Annotated in this window: 14 protein-coding genes; 10 read left to right on the top strand and 4 right to left on the bottom strand. The window is 66.6% G+C overall.

The features are described from left to right. From dut to ubiE, 4 genes are read right to left on the bottom strand one after another with little or no spacing between them, the layout of a single operon-like run. Positions 1-456 carry a dUTP diphosphatase gene (gene dut, locus L879_RS0101245; RefSeq protein ID WP_027314512.1) on the bottom strand — a complete coding sequence of 152 codons (456 nt, stop codon included), beginning with the start codon at positions 454-456 and terminating at the stop codon, positions 1-3. After that, positions 453-1,667, bottom strand: coding sequence for a bifunctional phosphopantothenoylcysteine decarboxylase/phosphopantothenate--cysteine ligase CoaBC (gene coaBC, locus L879_RS0101240; RefSeq protein WP_027314511.1), 1,215 nt, complete (start codon positions 1,665-1,667; stop codon positions 453-455). The genes dut and coaBC overlap by 4 nt, the downstream gene beginning before the upstream one ends. Next, positions 1,664-3,238: a 2-polyprenylphenol 6-hydroxylase gene (gene ubiB, locus L879_RS0101235; protein ID WP_027314510.1), complete on the bottom strand. Its 1,575-nt coding sequence runs from the start codon at positions 3,236-3,238 to the stop codon at positions 1,664-1,666. Before ubiB ends, coaBC begins: the two co-directional genes overlap by 4 nt. Before the next feature lie 3 nt (positions 3,239-3,241). Then, a complete protein-coding gene (gene ubiE / locus L879_RS0101230; RefSeq protein WP_027314509.1) occupies positions 3,242-3,991 on the bottom strand; it encodes a bifunctional demethylmenaquinone methyltransferase/2-methoxy-6-polyprenyl-1,4-benzoquinol methylase UbiE in 750 nt (249 codons plus the stop codon). Positions 3,992-4,086: 95 nt separating this feature from the next. Here ubiE and mutM point away from each other — a divergent pair, with 95 nt between their 5' ends. The 10 genes from mutM to gyrB all read left to right on the top strand — a co-directional run bounded on the left by mutM (position 4,087) and on the right by gyrB (position 16,317). Further along, positions 4,087-4,980 carry a bifunctional DNA-formamidopyrimidine glycosylase/DNA-(apurinic or apyrimidinic site) lyase gene (gene mutM, locus L879_RS0101225; protein WP_027314508.1) on the top strand — a complete coding sequence of 298 codons (894 nt, stop codon included), beginning with the start codon at positions 4,087-4,089 and terminating at the stop codon, positions 4,978-4,980. 110 nt (positions 4,981-5,090) lie between these two features. After that, positions 5,091-5,864 carry an enoyl-CoA hydratase gene (locus L879_RS0101220; RefSeq protein ID WP_027314507.1) on the top strand — a complete coding sequence of 258 codons (774 nt, stop codon included), beginning with the start codon at positions 5,091-5,093 and terminating at the stop codon, positions 5,862-5,864. A gap of 2 nt (positions 5,865-5,866) precedes the next feature. Then, entirely contained in the window at positions 5,867-6,670 is an 804-nt protein-coding gene (locus L879_RS0101215; protein WP_027314506.1) for a TSUP family transporter, read from the top strand. Between the two features lie 174 nt (positions 6,671-6,844). After that, the gene (rpsT, locus tag L879_RS0101210; protein WP_027314505.1) at positions 6,845-7,111 is read left to right on the top strand and encodes a 30S ribosomal protein S20; all 267 of its coding nucleotides are present in this window, start codon (positions 6,845-6,847) and stop codon (positions 7,109-7,111) included. A gap of 779 nt (positions 7,112-7,890) precedes the next feature. Next, positions 7,891-9,393: a chromosomal replication initiator protein DnaA gene (gene dnaA / locus L879_RS0101205; protein WP_027314504.1), complete on the top strand. Its 1,503-nt coding sequence runs from the start codon at positions 7,891-7,893 to the stop codon at positions 9,391-9,393. 138 nt (positions 9,394-9,531) lie between these two features. Then, entirely contained in the window at positions 9,532-10,650 is a 1,119-nt protein-coding gene (dnaN, locus tag L879_RS0101200) for a DNA polymerase III subunit beta (RefSeq protein WP_027314503.1), read from the top strand. Positions 10,651-10,974: 324 nt separating this feature from the next. Next, a complete protein-coding gene (recF, locus tag L879_RS0101195; protein ID WP_027314502.1) occupies positions 10,975-12,126 on the top strand; it encodes a DNA replication/repair protein RecF in 1,152 nt (383 codons plus the stop codon). Between the two features lie 4 nt (positions 12,127-12,130). Next, on the top strand, positions 12,131-12,928 hold the full coding sequence (locus L879_RS20035; protein WP_051434955.1) for a CPBP family intramembrane glutamic endopeptidase: 798 nt from the start codon (positions 12,131-12,133) through the stop codon (positions 12,926-12,928). A 146-nt stretch (positions 12,929-13,074) separates the two neighbouring features. Beyond that, the gene (locus L879_RS0101185; RefSeq protein ID WP_027314501.1) at positions 13,075-13,689 is read left to right on the top strand and encodes a LysE family translocator; all 615 of its coding nucleotides are present in this window, start codon (positions 13,075-13,077) and stop codon (positions 13,687-13,689) included. 201 nt (positions 13,690-13,890) lie between these two features. Next, positions 13,891-16,317, top strand: a complete 2,427-nt coding sequence (gyrB, locus tag L879_RS0101180; protein ID WP_027314500.1) for a DNA topoisomerase (ATP-hydrolyzing) subunit B — start codon at positions 13,891-13,893, stop codon at positions 16,315-16,317. Positions 16,318-16,414 lie beyond the last annotated feature (97 nt).

Genomic DNA, 16,414 nt, shown 5'->3' with positions numbered 1-16,414 from the left:
TTAACCCAATCCGGTCGATCCGAAACCTCCGGCAGCCCGGTCGGTGGCATCGACGGTCTCGACCTCGACCGGCTCCACCGTGGTCACGGGCGCAATCACCATCTGGGCGATGCGCATCCCCCGCGTGATAGCGACCGGCTCGGAGCCGAGATTGACGAGCAGCACCTGGACCTCGCCGCGATAATCCGCATCGATGGTGCCCGGCGCATTGAGAACCGTGACGCCGTGCTTGAACGCCAGCCCCGAGCGGGGCCGCACCTGCGCCTCGTATCCGGGTTCGAGCTGGAACACGAGGCCGGTGGGAACCAGCACGCGCTGCATGGGGTGCAGGACGACCGGCTCGTCGGCCGGGTTGGCCGCCATCAGATCCATGCCTGCCGCGCCCGCGGTCTCGTAGCGCGGCAGCGGCAGACCGGCACCATGCGCGAGGCGCTGGATGCGCAGACGCTTCCTCATGGTTTGCGGTCTCCCGTCATCGCGCCCAGCCGCTCGACGAGCTTCTTCGCCACCTCCGCCTTCGAGAGGGTCGGCCAGGTTTCCACATCTGATGCCGTGACGAGATGCACGGTGTTGCTGTCGCCGCCCATCACCCCCGTCGCCGTCGAGACGTCGTTGGCGACGATGAGGTCGCAGCCCTTCTTCGCGAGCTTCTGCTGCGCATGGGCGATCACGTTCTCCGTCTCGGCCGCAAAGCCCACCATGAACGGAGGACGGTTCTCCGTGCGGCGCGAAACGGTGGCGAGAATGTCGGGGTTCTCGGCAAGCGACAGGTTCGGCAGGGCGCCGTCTTTCTTCTTGATCTTCTGCCCGCCCGCATTCGCCACGCGCCAGTCCGCGACCGCGGCGGCGAAGATGCCGATATCGGCGGGAAGCGCCTTCTCCACCGCCTCCAGCATCTCGCCGGCGCTTTCCACATGCACGACCGTCACGCCCGCAGGATCGGGCACGGTGACGGGACCGGAGACGAGCGTCACGCGCGCGCCTGCTTCCGCTGCAGCCTTAGCGATGGCGTGGCCCTGCTTGCCGGAGGAGCGGTTGGCGATGTAGCGCACCGGATCGATCGGCTCGTGCGTCGGGCCGGAGGTCACGATCACGTGCTTGCCCGCAAGCGGGCCGGAAGGGGAGAGCAGGCGCTCCACGGCGGCGGCGATTTCGAGAGGCTCCGCCATGCGGCCGGGGCCCGTTTCAGCCTCCGCCATGGCGCCTTCGTTGGGCCCGACCACATGAACGCCGTCGGCCTGCAGCATCTTCAGATTGCGCTGCGTGGCCGCGTGCAGCCACATGCGCACGTTCATGGCGGGCGCGATCAGAATCGGCAGGGTTGTGGCGAGCAGCACCGTGGAAGCGAGATCGTCCGCGTGGCCGCCTGCCATCTTCGCCATGAGATTGGCGGTGGCCGGAGCGACGACGACGAGATCCGCGTCGCGCGCGAGCTTGATGTGGCCGATATCGGCCTCGTCCTCGCGGTCGAAGAGATCGGTATGCGTGCGCTGCCCGGTGAGGGCGGACGCCGCGAGCGGCGTGATGAACTGCTGCGCGCCGTTGGTGAGAATGCAGCGCACGGACGCCCCGCGCTCGCGCAGGCGGCGGATGAGATCGAGCGACTTGTAGGCCGCGATCCCGCCGCCGATGACGAGGAGGATTCGTTTTCCTGAAAGCACCGTCATGCGAAGCCCCTCAACAGCATGATCGCCAGCGAGGCGGCGATGATCCACAAGGCCGCCACGCCCCAGCGATTGCCCCGCGCCTCGGCGCGGCCGATGGCGGCGACGCTGTCCTGGTTGAGCGCAACGCCCCGCGCCGTCACGTCCTCGAGCTGGGTAAGCACCCGCTCGGCGCGCAAGGCGAGCTCCGGCAGGTCGCCGATCACACCTGCGAGGGTCCATAGGCCGCGGCCCGCCTGCTCGGCCCGGCCGAGGGGACCGAGATTGCGCTCGATCCACTCGCGCACGACCGGCTCGGAGGTGGTCCACATGTCGAGCTTCGGATCGAGGTTGCGGGCCACGCCCTCCACCACGACCATGGTCTTCTGCAGCATGACGAGCTCGATGCGCGTCTGCATGTCGAACAGCGCCGTGATCTCGAAGAGCAGCGTGAGCAGCTTCGCCATCGAGATCTCGTCCGCCCGCCGGTCGTGGATCGGCTCGCCGATGGCGCGGATGGCCTGCGCGAAATCCTCCACCGAGTGATGCGGCGGCACGTAGCCGGCCTCGAAATGCACCTGCGCCACGCGCAGGTAATCGCGCCGGATGAAGCCCAGGAGGATCTCGGCGAGGAAGCGCCTCTCCTTCATGCCGAGCCGGCCCATAATGCCGAAATCGACGGCGACGAGACGTCCCTCTCCATCCACGAACAGGTTGCCGGGGTGCATATCCGCATGGAAATAGCCGTCGCGGATGGCATGGCGCAGGAAGGACTGGATCACCGTGCGCCCGAGCGCCACCCGGTCGAAGCCGGCGGCGTCGATGGCGGCGAGGTCGTTGAGGCGGATGCCGTCGATCCAGGTCGTGGTGAGCACGTCGCGGGCGGTGAGGTCCCAATGGGGCTTCGGCACGCGGAAATCGGGATCGTCCCTGGTGTTCTCGGCGAGTTCCGACACGGCGGCGGCCTCGAGGCGCAGATCCATCTCGACGGCGACGGAGCGGGCGAGCGCCTCCACAATCTCCAGGGGCTTGAGGCGGCGCGCATCGGGCACCATGCGCTCGAACAGGCGGGCGGCGGCACGCATGGCCTGCAGGTCGCGGGCAAAGCCCTCGCGCACGCCCGGCCGCACCACTTTCACCGCCACCGTTTCCTCGCCCTCCGCCGTGCGGATGCGGGCCTTGTGGACCTGCGCGATGGAAGCGGCCGCGATCGGCTCGCTGAATTCCAGGAAGAGGTCGTCGATGGGGCGGCCCAGGGCGTTCTCGACCATGCGCACCGCCTCCGCCCGGGGGAAGGGCGGCATGCGGTCCTGCAGGCGCTCCAGGTCGCGGGCGGCCGCCACGCCGACGATGTCGGGCCGGGTCGCCAGGAACTGGCCGAACTTCACGTAAGAGGGCCCGAGCCGCGTGAGTGCTTTCGAGAGCCGCGCCGCGCCGTCACCGGCCTGCGGGCGCTCCACGAGGCGCGCCAGCTTCAGCCCCAGGCGGGCGGAGGGCGGCAGGGCGTTCGCATCCACGAGCGCCAGCGCGCCTTCGCGCGCCAGAATGAAGCCGGCATGCAGGTTGCGGGCGAGATGAACGAGGCTGCCGATCACGTGTCAGATCTTCCAGCCCGAGTGAATGGCGACCACGCCGGCGGTCAGCGCGCGGTGCGTGACGCGCCTGAAGCCCGCCTCCTCGATCATCCGCGCGAAGGCCACAGGCGTCGGGAAGCGGCGGATCGACTCGACGAGGTACTGATAGGATTCCGCATCCCCCGTCACCATCTGCCCGAGCTTCGGGATGACGTTGAAGGAATAGGCGTCGTAGATCCTGTCGAGCACCGGCACGTCGACCTTGGAGAATTCGAGGCACAGGAAGCGCCCGCCGGGTTTGAGCACCCGGTGTGCCTCGCGCAGCGCCCGGTCGATGCGCGGCACGTTCCGGATGCCGAAGGCGATGGTGTAGGCGTCGAAGGTCTTGGGCTCGAAGGGCAGCTCCTCCGCATTGGCCTCGACGAAATCGATGCGGCCCTCATAGCGGTGACCGGCGCGCTCGGCGCCCACCTTCAGCATCTCGCCGTTGATGTCGAGCACGGTCACATGGGTCTGCGGCCCGCCCGCGTCCAGAATGCGGAAGGCTACGTCCCCGGTGCCACCCGCCACGTCGAGATGGCGGAACGGTCGGTCCCGGGGCGGGCGCAGGGTGGAGACGAGGGCGTCCTTCCAGAGGCGGTGGAGGCCTGCGGACATGAGGTCGTTCATGAGGTCGTAGCGGCTCGCCACGGAGCGGAAGACCTCGTTGACCTTGCCCTGCTTCTCGCCCAGGGGCACGGACTGGAACCCGAAATGGGTGTTCTCGTCGGTCATGATCGTCAAGCCTCTCGTCACCTGTAGCGGCGATCCATAGCGGAAGCGCGGCCCGATGGCTATGTAAGAGCCTCCAAGAAGCCGAGAGATGGTTGATGCCCGAACTGCCCGAAGTCGAGACCGTGCGCCGGGGCCTGGAGCCCGCCATGGTGGGCGCCCGCTTCACCAAGGTGGTGCAGCGCCGCCCGGACCTGCGCTTTCCGTTTCCCGAAAGGTTCGCGGAGCGTCTGGAAGGCCAGGAGGTGCGCTCCTTGAGCCGCCGGGCCAAATACCTCCTGGCCGATCTCTCCTCGGGCGAGGTGCTGATCATGCATCTGGGCATGTCGGGCCGCTTCCTCGTCACGATGGACGGCGCCACCCGGATGCCCGGCGAGTTCCATCACGAGCACGGGTCCTTGGGCGCCCACGACCACGTGGTCTTCCGGCTCTCCAACGGGGCCTCCGTCATCTATAACGACACCCGCCGCTTCGGCTTCATGGATCTGGTGCCCCGGTCCGGGATCGAAGCCTCCAGGCACTTCGCCGGGATGGGCATCGAGCCCCTCGGCAACGAACTCTCGGGCGAGGCGGTCGCCAGGCTCTTTTCAGGCAAGCGCACGCCCCTGAAGGCGGCCCTGCTCGACCAGCGCCTCATCGCAGGCCTGGGCAATATCTATGTCTGCGAGGCCCTGTTCCGCACCGGGCTCCATCCGGAAGCCCCGGCGGGTTCGCTCGCCACGAAGAAGGGCCTGCCGACGGAAAAGGCGCACCGGCTCGCCGACGTCATCCGCGAGGTGCTCTCCGAGGCGGTCCAGGCGGGGGGCTCGACCCTGCGCGACCATGCGCAGGTGGACGGGACCCTCGGTTATTTCCAGCATTCCTTCCGGGTCTACGACCGGGAGGGCGAGCCCTGCACGACCCCGGGCTGCACGGGCACGGTGGCGCGGCTCGTGCAGGCGGGGCGCTCCACCTTCTATTGTCCCCGCTGCCAGAAGCGATCCCGCGCCTGAGAGGGATGCCCGCGCCTGCCGGAAGGTGAAGCATAGCCCTCCCGATTTTCTCTTGCCGCGCCTGCCGCCCTCGCCTACCGGTGTCTTTCCACCGAGGAGGAGACGCCGGCATGGCTTTCGAGACGATTCTGGTTGAGACGCGCGGCAAGGTGGGGCTGATCACCCTGAACCGGCCGCAGGCCCTGAACGCCCTCAATTCCGCGCTGCTCGGCGAGGTGAACCAGGCGCTCGACGCCTTCGAGGCGGATGACGGCATCGGCTGCATCGTCATCACCGGCTCGGAAAAGGCCTTCGCCGCCGGCGCCGACATCAAGGAGATGGCGAGCCTTACCTATCCGCACACCTATATGGCCGATTTCTTCTCCGGCTGGGAAAAGGTGTCGGGACGCCGCAAGCCCATGATCGCGGCGGTGGCGGGCTTCGCCCTGGGCGGCGGCTGCGAATTCGCCATGATGTGCGACTTCATCATTGCCGCCGACAACGCCAAGTTCGGCCAGCCCGAGATCAAGCTCGGCGTGATGCCGGGGATGGGCGGCACCCAGCGCCTGACCCGTCTCATCGGCAAGGCCAAGGCCATGGAGATGTGCCTGACGGGCCGCATGATGGGCGCGGAGGAAGCGGAGCGCTCGGGGCTCGTCGCCCGCGTGGTGCCCGTTGCGGACCTGCTCGACGAGGCCATGAAGACGGCCCAGACCGTCGCCTCCATGTCGCTGCCCATCGCCATGATGACGAAGGAAACGATCAACCGCGCCGACGAGGTCTCGCTCGCCGAGGGCATCCGTTTCGAGCGGCGGCTGTTCCACGCCATGTTCGCCACCGCCGACCAGAAGGAAGGCATGGCCGCCTTCGTGGAAAAGCGCGCCGCCGACTTCAAGAACCGGTAACCGTGCCCGACATCGGTCTCGACATGATCGCGGCCCTGGCCGCGGTCTCCTTCCTTGCGGGCTTCATCGATTCCATCGCAGGCGGCGGCGGCCTCCTGACCGTGCCCGCCCTTCTGCTCGCGGGCCTCGATCCGGCGCAGGCGATCGCCACCAACAAGGTGCAGGGCTCGGTCGCCGCGGCGTCCGCCACCTATACCTTCGGCCGCAAGGGGCTGATCGAATGGAACAGGGCCTGGGGATTCACCCTGGTCGCCTTTTCGAGCAGCATCGCGGGGGCGCTCTGCGTGCAGTTCCTGCCGCGCGCCGTGCTCGACGTGCTGATCCCGCTGCTGCTCATCGCGATCGCTCTCTATTTCGCGTTCTCGCGCAAGGTGAAGGACGAGGACGCCCATGCCCGCATGACGGCCCTGGCCTTCGGCCTGACCGCGCCGGTCGCCATCGGCTTCTACGACGGCATCTTCGGCCCGGGCGCGGGCTCCTTCTATATGCTCGCCTTCGTGACGCTCCTCGGCTATGGGGTCGTGAAGGCGACCGCGCATACCAAGCTCGTCAATCTCGCGAGCAACGCGGGCAGCCTGCTCCTCTACGCGGCGACCGGAGCCGTGGTCTGGCCCGTGGGGCTCGCGATGTCCGCAGCCTCCCTCCTGGGAGCCCAGATCGGCTCGCGGCTCGCCATGCGCCTCGGCTCCCGGCTCATCCGGCCGCTCCTGGTCCTCGTCTCCGGCCTGATGGCCCTGCGCCTCCTGCTCGACCCGGCCAATCCCTGGCGCCGGACCGCGCAGGAGGCGCTCTCGATGCTTTTTTGACGCGCAAAGGCCTATGGTCGTTGACGTTCGTGAGCTTCGCGTCTATAAGCCGCCTCACATGAGCCCGCGCGTCCCGCGGGCTCTTCGGTTTCCATGCAATCAACCGATCGCTGCCGGAGCTCTCTGCCGAGCTTGAGCCTTGCCATCGGATTTTGAAAAGAACGAGGATGGGCCATGGCCAACACCGTGTCCGCCAAGAAGATGACCCGCAAGATCGCGAAGCGCACCGCGATCAACAAGTCGCGTCGCAGCCGGATGCGGACTTTCGTCCGCAAGGTCGAAGAGGCCATCGCCTCCGGCAACCAGACCGAGGCCGTTGCGGCCCTGCGCGCCGCCGAGCCGGAGCTGATGCGCGCCGCTCAGAAGGGCATCGTGCACAAGAACACCGCTTCGCGGAAGGTTTCGCGCCTCGCGCACCGCATCAAGTCGCTGAGCGCCTAAAGAGCCTCTGCGAGCGCATCCGCTCATCAGGAACGAACCCGGCCGAGAGGCCGGGTTTTTTCATGCCTGCGGCCGGCTTCGGTCCTCAAATTTTATCCACACAGGAACTTGACTTTATCCCCGTCTGACGGGGTGAAAGCTTCACAGTTCAGATTTGAACCGCACATAAAAAATTTAATTTCTTCAAGATGTTAGCAGGCAAAGGACCGCAAAGCATCGGAATCGCCCACCGAGTCGGCGCGAATCGGTTCTGAATCAAGGTTGCGGAAAGACTCTTTTTTCGGGCCTGCGATCGGGCCGGAGCGACACAGTGAATCAGTTGAAGAGTCAGGACTTTAAAGCCTCGATTCAAAACCTGTGGACGAGGCTGTGAGCGCCCCCGGGATCGCTCAAGCGCTTGTGACTCGACTCGGCCGTATTGCACGCCGTCCTGCACCCTGTGTAAGGTCGCTTTGCTTCAACGGCTCGCCGTGAAGTCATTCACCTAAAGTTCGAACTAAAGACGCCATGCGTGGGGGTCGGTCGTTGTTTCATTGTCTTGAGAAACAAGTGCAGGCTTATCCTTTACCGAGAGGTAAACTTGTTAGAACTTGAGTGAAGACAAAGGAGATGGCAGCCGAGGACCATCTCCTCTTAAATGTGATCGGATAATCTTTAGTACAATTGGGGGCGCCACGTTTTGAATAACCTGTGAGGCATTTGTGCCTTGGTGTTCAAGACGGGTCATGCGTGGGGGTTTCGGCCTTGTAAGGCGTCGAGACCTCGTGGAGGAACTTTTGATGTATCGCAGCGAAGATCACCGAACCTTTGCCGCTCCGAGCGAGAACGGTGTGGAGGGTCCGGGCGAACAAACGGCGGCGGATGTCTGGGCGCGGGTGAAGCGCCGTCTGCGGGCCGAGCTGGGCGAGGACATCTTCGCCAGCTGGTTTGGGCGCCTGGAGCTGGATTCGGTGGTCGAGGGCTGCGCCTATCTGACGGTTCCCACCCGTTTCCTGAAGAGCTGGATCGAATCCCATTACGCCGACCGGGTGCTCGCGGTTTACCGCTCCGAGACCGGCGACGTGGACCGGGTCTCCATCGGCGTGCGCAACACGCTCGGGCGGGATCCCGCCGCCGGGCGTCGCGCCGCCGAAGCGCCGCGCCCGGCTCCGGCGGCCTCGATGGCCATGCCGAGCATAGCGGGCGAGATGAAGAGCGCTGCCACGGCCGCCCCCCTGGAAGAGCGCGGCGAGAACAGCGATCTCGGCGGCGCCCCGCTCGACACCCGCCTGACCTTCGACAGCTTCATCGTCGGGCGCTCCAATGCCCTCGCTCACGCGGCGGCGGACCGGGTGGCTCACGCGCAGAACGGCCAGGCGATCTACAACCCGCTCTATCTCCATGCGGGCGTGGGCCTCGGCAAGACGCATCTTCTGCACGCCATCGGCCATGCGGTGCGCGCGCAGGGGCGGCGGGTCATCTATCTCACCGCCGACCGCTTCATGTACGGCTTCGTCGCCTCCCTGAAGGCCCAGACATCGCTGGCCTTCAAGGAGCGTCTTCGAGGCATCGACCTGCTCATCATCGACGACGTGCAGTTCATCCAGGGCAAGCAGATCCAGCAGGAATTCGGGCACACGCTGAACGCCCTCATCGATGCGGGCCGCCAGATCGTGATCGCCGCGGACCGTCCGCCGGCCGATCTCGAAAACCTCGACGAGCGCGTCCGCTCGCGTCTCGCAGGCGGCCTCGTGGTCGAGGTCAGCGCCCTGGACGAGGCGCTGCGCACCTCGATCCTCACCACCCGCATCGAGGCTTTGAAGACGATCCACCCCACCTTCGATGTAGGGCCGAACGTGATCGCCTACGTGGCGCGGGCGATCACCGCCAACGGACGCGATCTCGAAGGCGCGGTGAACCGCCTGCTCGCCCATGCGACGCTGACCGGTTCCGCCATCACCCTCGAAACCGCCGAGACCGCCATCCGCGACCTGGTGCGCAACCGGGAGCCCAAGCGCGTCAAGATCGAGGACATCCAGAAACTGGTGGCCTCGCGCTACAACGTCTCCCGCTCGGACATCCTCTCGGAGCGCCGCACCGCCGCCGTGGTGCGCCCGCGCCAGATCGCCATGTACCTGTCCAAGGTCCTGACGCTGCGTTCACTGCCTGAGATCGGCCGCCGTTTCGGCGGGCGCGACCACACCACCGTACTCCACGCCGTGCGCAAGATCGAGAAGGCCTTGGGGGAAGATCACGCCCTCTCCGACGAGGTCGAGCTTCTCAAGCGGATGCTGCAGGAATAAGGCCCTTCGGGCCGGGCAGGCCCCGGCCTTGCTTTCTCCGGCGACAAAAGCCAATCTTGCCGCCCCGCTTGTTCCGTCCGAGGCCGGCCTCGGACGGGAGCGAGCCAAGAATTTCACCGAAACCAGGTGCCTAAGGTTATGAGAGTTACCGTTGAGCGCGCCGCTCTGCTGAAGGCGCTGGGGCATGTGCACCGCGTCGTCGAGCGCCGCAATACCATTCCGATCCTGTCCAACGTCCTCCTGCGGGCGGAAGAGGGTTCCCTGCGCCTCAAGGCCACGGACCTCGACATCGAGGTGACGGAGACGATCCCGGCCGACATCACGGATGCGGGCTCGACCACCGTTCCGGCCTACATGATCTACGACATCGTGCGCAAACTCCCGGACGGCGCGCAGGTCTCCCTCGAAATGACGGCGGACCTGGGGCAGATGCAGATCCGTTCGGGCCGCTCGCGCTTCATGCTGCAGGCCCTCCCCGAAAGCGATTTCCCGGATCTCGCCGCCGGCGACCTGCCGCACAGCTTCACGCTGTCCGCCGCCGATCTCAAGCGCCTGATCGAGAAGACGCAGTTCGCGATCTCGACGGAGGAGACGCGCTACTACCTCAACGGCATTTACCTTCACACCTTGGAGGCGGGCGGTTCCGTCGTCATGCGCGCGGTCGCCACCGACGGCCATCGCCTCGCCCGCGTCGAGATCCCGGCCCCCACGGGCTCGGAAGGCATGCCCGGCGTGATCGTCCCGCGCAAGGCCGTGGCCGAGATCGTCAAGCTCGTGGAGGACGGCTCCGAAACCGTCACCATCGAACTGTCCTCCGCCAAGGTGCGGCTGACCTTCGACGGCGTGGTGCTGACCTCCAAGCTCATCGACGGCACCTTCCCCGATTACCAGCGGGTCATCCCGGCGGGGAACGACAAGCTCCTGGTGGTCGAGCGGGCCGATTTCTCCAAGGCCGTGGACCGCGTCTCCACCATCTCGTCGGAGCGCGGCCGCGCGGTTAAGCTGGCGCTCTCCGACGGGCGCCTGACGCTGACCGTGAACAACCCGGATTCGGGCAGCGCGACGGAAGAACTCGAGGTCGATTACGACGGCGCGCCGATCGATATCGGCTTCAACGCCCGCTACCTTCTCGACATCGCGGGCCAGCTCGACGGGGACACCGCCCTGTTCAAGCTCGCCGATCCCGGCTCCCCGACGATCATCCAGGACCGCGAAGGCGCCGCCGCGCTCTACGTCCTGATGCCGATGCGGGTGTAATCGCTCAAAGCGCCATCCCGGGGCTACGCAGTAGAACCCGGGATCGTTGTCAGGACAGAGCGGAAAGCCCCAACGCTGTCATCCCCGCGAAAGCGGGGATCCATAACCACGACAGTCCGAGGAAAATTGCAGCTAATCCCGCTCGCTTTATTCTGCTCTCACGGTGTTTATGGATTCCCGCCTGCGCGGGAATGACGGTGGAGGTGCAGGCGCTCTCCCGTCTCGCGATCCCGGATCGGCTACGCCGTCCGGGATGACCAAATAGGCCTGGGCGACATCGCCAACGCTTGATCTTTCGCGCCCTCTCCTGAAAGAAGGGGGCGCATGTCATCCTCCCCGGCCGCCGCCTCCCGAATCGTCCGCCTGATCCTCCAGGACTTCCGCACCTACGCGAACCTGGACCTGGCCGTTTCGCGCCCGCTCGTGGCGCTGGTGGGCGAGAACGGAGCAGGCAAGACCAACGTGCTGGAGGCCATTTCCCTCTTCATGCCAGGACGGGGCCTGCGGCGTGCGGAGCTCGGCGAGATGGCGCGCCAGGGCGGCCCCGGGTCCTTCGCCGTTTCCCTCACCCTGGACGCGCCCTACGGCGAGCACCGTCTCGGCACGGGGCTCGACCAGCCGGGCGAAGGCTCCCGCGCCTCGCGCATCTGCCGCATCGACGGCATGCCCGCCTCCTCGCCCACGGCCTTCGCCGAATATCTGCGCGTCGTCTGGCTCACGCCGGATCTCGACGCGCTCTTTCGGGGGCCCGCCGGCGACCGCCGTCGCTTTCTCGACCGGCTCGTGCTCGCGGTCGATGCGGATCACGGCGCGCGGGTCAACGCGCTGGAGCGGGCGCTGCGCTCGCGCAACCGCGTGCTGGAGGACAATCCCGACGACCGCCTCTGGCTCGATGCGCTGGAACGCGAGGTGGCGGAACTCGCCATCGCCGTCGCCGCCGCGCGCCGCGAAACCGTGGAGCGTCTCGCGGCGCTCATCCTCGAAACCCGCGAGGATGATTCGCCCTTCCCCTTCGCCACGATGGGCCTGGAAGGCGAGCTCGACACCCTCGTCGCCACCCTGCCCGCGGTGGATGCCGAGGATCGCTACCGCGCCATCTTGCGCGACTACCGCCACCGCGACCGCGCCGCTGGGCGCACCCTCGTGGGCCCGCAGGCATCCGACCTGCTCGTGCGCCATGGGCCGAAGGACATTCAGGCCAACCTGGCTTCCACCGGCGAGCAGAAGGCGCTGCTCATCGGCCTCGTGCTCGCCCATGCGCGGCTCGTGGCCAGCATGAGCGGCATCGCCCCCTTCGTGCTCCTCGACGAGGTGGCGGCCCATCTCGACCCCCGCCGCCGCGCCGGCCTTTACGACACCCTCGAAGCCCTGGGCGGACAGGTCTGGATGACGGGAGCGGACCCGGGCCTCTTTGCCGAACTCCAGGGCCGCGCCGACCTGCTGCAGGTGTCGCCCGGCACGATCGAACCGCTTTGATGCCATGACCTTCACGACCCGCGTCCTGAAACCCTTCCTCGCTCTCTATGGCCTGGGACTGCTCGGCGTGCTGTCGCTCGTGCCTCTCATGGAGGCCACCATCGAGCAGGCGAGCCGTCTCCCGGGCGCGCCCGCGCTGTCGCGGACGGAATTCGCCCTTCTGCTCCTCGGGCAGCCTGCCCTCCTCCTGTTCGCCGCCGTCGCCCTCGGCGTCGCCCTGGCGGAGAAGGCCGGCCTGACCTGCCTGATCCTGCGGCGCCTGCGCGGGCAAGCGTCCGGACCGGCCACGGGCGGCTGGCGATCGACGCTCCTCCTCGCCTTCGCCGTCGCCTCCATGGTGGCGGCGGCCGATCTCGTCCTGCGCCGGATCTTCCCGGAAGCCTTCGCGGTCGTTCCCCGGCTGGACGAGGTCACGCTCGAGGGGCGTTTTCTCGGCCTTCTCTACGGGGGCATCACCGAGGAGCTGATGCTCCGCTTCGGGCTGATGACGCTCCTGGTCTGGGCGGGCCTGCGCCTCACCCGGGGCCGGGCGCGGCCTATCGTGGTCTGGATTGCCATCGTGATCGCAGCCATAGGCTTCGCGGCGGGCCATCTCGGGGCGGTCGCCGGCATGGGGCAGATGGACAATCAGATCCTGATCGCCAGGACACTCGGGCTCAACACGGTCGCGGGGCTGCTCTTCGGCTGGCTCTATGCCTCGCGCAGCCTGGAGCACGCCATGCTTGCCCATGCCGCAAGCCACGCGACCTTCTGGATCGCGACGCCCCTGCTCGCATGGCTCGGGCAAGCCGTCGCCGGGTGAGAGCCCGGCCTGGCGGTGCGCGGATCTTCGATATTCTCCGGGGAGCGGCGCCGGTGATGAAAACCATCACAACTCCTTGATGGCGCCGGTGGCCGCAGCGATCTATGGTGGGTCATCGCCTCGTCGCCCCTTCCGGTACCGGACCCATGGATCTCGCAGGACTTCTGCTCTTCTCCTCCGCCCTCTTCATCGCCGCCGCCTCGCCGGGACCGGGCATTGCCGCCATCGTGGCGCGGGTGCTGGGGCGCGGCCCGAAGGGCGCGGTGGCCTTCAGCATCGGGGTGGCCCTGGGGGACGTGGTGTGGCTGACCTTCGCCGTTCTCGGGCTTGCGGCCCTGGCGCAGGCCTTCCACGAGGTCTTCCTGGTCATCAAGTATGCCGGCGCGGCCTACCTGCTCTACATCGCCTACAAGATCTGGACCGCTCCGGCCCTCGCCCGGGACGTGAAGGCCGATTCCGGTGCGGAACACCCGGCCAAGCTGATGCTCGGCGGCCTAGCCCTGACCCTGGGCAATCCGAAGACCATCGTGTTCTATCTGGCCCTCCTGCCCACGATCCTCGACCTCACCCGCATCACGGTGCTGGGCTATGCGGAGCTCGTGGCCGCGACCTTGAGCGTCCTGGCCGTAGTTTTCGGCGGCTACATCGTGCTCGCCGCCCGCGCGCGGCAGCTCTTCACGACGCCGCGCGCCATCCGCATCCTCAACCGCACCACGGGAGCCATGCTGGCGGGCGCCGCGGCTGCCGTAGCGGCGCGCTGAACGTCTTTTCCGACCCTGAGGCAAAGAACCGCCTCTGAATGGCTTCGATTTGTCAAATTCTGGTGGATTTTTCCGCCCCGCATCACGCGCGCGTATGCGCGCGGGGGTGAAATTTCAACCAATCGTCACTAAATATCTGATCTGACGAATCAAAAACCCTGGCGCGCCTGTTCCTGTCCGCTGCGCCTTGAAGGATCCCAAATGGCCGAACCTGCTATCAACGCGAATGCCGACGCCTACGGCGCGGAATCGATCAAGGTGCTGAAAGGTCTTGATGCGGTGCGCAAGCGGCCCGGCATGTATATCGGCGATACCGATGACGGCTCGGGCCTGCACCACATGGTCTACGAGGTGGTCGACAACGCCATCGACGAGGCGCTGGCCGGTCACGCGACGGAAGTGACCGTCACGCTCAATGCGGATGGCTCGGTCACCGTCACCGACAACGGCCGCGGCATTCCCACCGACATCCACCCGGGCGAAGGCGTCTCGGCGGCCGAAGTCATCATGACCCAGCTGCACGCGGGCGGAAAGTTCGACCAGAATTCCTACAAGGTCTCCGGCGGCCTGCACGGCGTGGGCGTGTCCGTGGTGAACGCTCTCTCGACCTGGCTGAAGCTTCGAATCTACCGCAACGGCAAGGAACACTTCATGGAGTTCCGCCATGGCGACGCCGTGGCGCCGCTCGCCGTCGTGGGCGACGCTCCGGACAAGCGCGGCACGGAAGTGACCTTCCTGCCCTCGCCTGAAACCTTCACCATGGTGGAGTTCGACTATGCGACGCTCGAACACCGCCTGCGCGAACTCGCCTTCCTGAACTCCGGCGTGCGCATCGTGCTGACCGACAAGCGCCATGCGGAACACAAGCGCGAGGAGCTGATGTACGAGGGCGGCGTGGAAGCTTTCGTGCGCTATCTCGACCGCGCCAAGACCCCCTTGATTCAGCAGCCCGTCGTCATCCGCTCCGAGAAGGACGGCATCGGCGTGGAAGTGGCCCTGTGGTGGAACGACAGCTACCACGAGAACGTGCTTTGCTTCACCAACAACATCCCACAGCGGGATGGCGGCACGCATCTGGCGGGCTTCCGCGCGGCTCTCACCCGCCAGGTGAACGGCTATGCGGAATCCTCCGGCCTCACGAAGAAGGAAAAGGTTTCGCTCACCGGCGACGATTGCCGCGAGGGCCTGACCGCCATTGTCTCGGTGAAGGTGCCGGATCCGAAATTCTCGTCGCAGACGAAGGACAAGCTCGTCTCCTCGGAGGTGCGTCCCGCCGTCGAGAATGTCGTGAACGAAGCGCTCAACAACTGGCTCGAGGAGCATCCGCAGGAAGCCCGCACTCTCGTCGGCAAGGTGGTGGAAGCCGCAGCCGCGCGCGAGGCCGCCCGCAAGGCGCGCGAGCTCACCCGCCGCAAGGGCGCGCTGGATATCGCGTCGCTGCCCGGCAAGCTCGCCGACTGTCAGGAGCGCGACCCTTCGAAATGCGAATTGCTGCTCGTCGAGGGCGACTCGGCCGGCGGCTCCGCCAAGCAGGGCCGTGACCGCGCCTTCCAGGCCGTTCTCCCCTTGCGCGGCAAGATCCTCAACGTCGAGCGCGCGCGGTTCGACAAGATGCTGTCGAGCCAGGAGATCGGCACGCTGATCACCGCGCTCGGCACAGGCATCGGCCGCGAGGAGTTCAACGTCGAGAAGCTGCGCTATCACCGCATCATCATCATGACGGATGCGGACGTGGACGGCTCGCACATCCGCACGCTGCTGCTCACGTTCTTCTTCCGCCAGATGCCGGAGCTGATCGAGCGCGGGCACCTCTACATCGCGCAGCCGCCGCTCTACAAGGCGACCCGCGGCAAGCAGGCGATCTACCTGAAGGACGAGCGCGCGCTGGAAGACTTCCTCATCGATGCGGGTATCGAGAGCGCTTCGCTGCGCCTCGAAACCGGCGTGGAATTCCAGGGCGACCAGCTCAAAGGCCTGATCGACGAGGCGCGCCTCGTCCGCCAGGTGCTGAACAACCTGCACACGCGCTATAACCGCAAGGCCGTCGAGCAGGCCGCGATTGCCGGAGCGTTGCGCCCCGACGTGGTGGAAGATCCGCAGCGCGGCCCCGCCGCTGCGACCTATATCGCGCAGCGTCTCGATGCGATTTCGGAAGAGCTCGAACGCGGCTGGACCGGCGAAGTGAGCGAGGGCGGCTACGTCTTCTCGCGCACCGTGCGCGGGGTGACCCAGACCGCCGTTCTCGACCAGGCCCTGATCGCCAGCCAGGAGGCGAAGAAGCTTGACGAGCGCGCCAAGTCCCTGCAGGACGTCTACGCCAAGCCCGCAAAGCTGGTGCGCAAGAACGACGAGATGCAGATCGACGGCCCGCTCTCGCTGTTCAACGCCGTGATCGCCTCCGGCCGCAAGGGCCTGCAGCTTCAGCGGTACAAAGGTCTCGGCGAGATGACGGCCCAGCAGCTGTGGGAGACGACCCTCGACCGCGATGTGCGCTCGCTCCTGCAGGTGAAGGTCAGGGACACGACCGACGCCGACGATCTTTTCGTCAAGCTCATGGGCGACGTTGTGGAGCCCCGCCGCGAATTCATCCAGGAAAACGCCCTATCGGTGGCAAACCTGGACGTCTGACCGCATGTCCCGACAAGCATATAGACCCTAAAAACAGGCATATAGACTCCATTCGACAGGCAATTAGACCGACTTTTGTATTTTCAGGGCTCACAGT

Origin of the sequence: Microvirga flocculans ATCC BAA-817 (assembly GCF_000518665.1) — a bacterium.
Lineage (GTDB): Bacteria > Pseudomonadota > Alphaproteobacteria > Rhizobiales > Beijerinckiaceae > Microvirga > Microvirga flocculans.
The sequence above is the reverse complement of the archived record's forward strand: the minus strand, read 5'-3'. Positions and strand labels throughout refer to the sequence as shown.

Bases quoted from the DNA above. Each gene is read 5' to 3' on its own strand.
- dut (WP_027314512.1), bottom strand. From the start codon at position 456: ATGAGGAAGCGTCTGCGCATCCAGCGCCTCGCGCATGGTGCCGGTCTG.
- coaBC (WP_027314511.1), bottom strand. From the start codon at position 1,667: ATGACGGTGCTTTCAGGAAAACGAATCCTCCTCGTCATCGGCGGCGGG.
- ubiE (WP_027314509.1), bottom strand. From the start codon at position 3,991: ATGACCGACGAGAACACCCATTTCGGGTTCCAGTCCGTGCCCCTGGGC.
- mutM (WP_027314508.1), top strand. From the start codon at position 4,087: ATGCCCGAACTGCCCGAAGTCGAGACCGTGCGCCGGGGCCTGGAGCCC.
- L879_RS0101220 (WP_027314507.1), top strand. From the start codon at position 5,091: ATGGCTTTCGAGACGATTCTGGTTGAGACGCGCGGCAAGGTGGGGCTG.
- rpsT (WP_027314505.1), top strand. From the start codon at position 6,845: ATGGCCAACACCGTGTCCGCCAAGAAGATGACCCGCAAGATCGCGAAG.
- dnaA (WP_027314504.1), top strand. From the start codon at position 7,891: ATGTATCGCAGCGAAGATCACCGAACCTTTGCCGCTCCGAGCGAGAAC.
- dnaN (WP_027314503.1), top strand. From the start codon at position 9,532: ATGAGAGTTACCGTTGAGCGCGCCGCTCTGCTGAAGGCGCTGGGGCAT.
- recF (WP_027314502.1), top strand. From the start codon at position 10,975: ATGTCATCCTCCCCGGCCGCCGCCTCCCGAATCGTCCGCCTGATCCTC.
- L879_RS20035 (WP_051434955.1), top strand. From the start codon at position 12,131: ATGACCTTCACGACCCGCGTCCTGAAACCCTTCCTCGCTCTCTATGGC.
- L879_RS0101185 (WP_027314501.1), top strand. From the start codon at position 13,075: ATGGATCTCGCAGGACTTCTGCTCTTCTCCTCCGCCCTCTTCATCGCC.
- gyrB (WP_027314500.1), top strand. From the start codon at position 13,891: ATGGCCGAACCTGCTATCAACGCGAATGCCGACGCCTACGGCGCGGAA.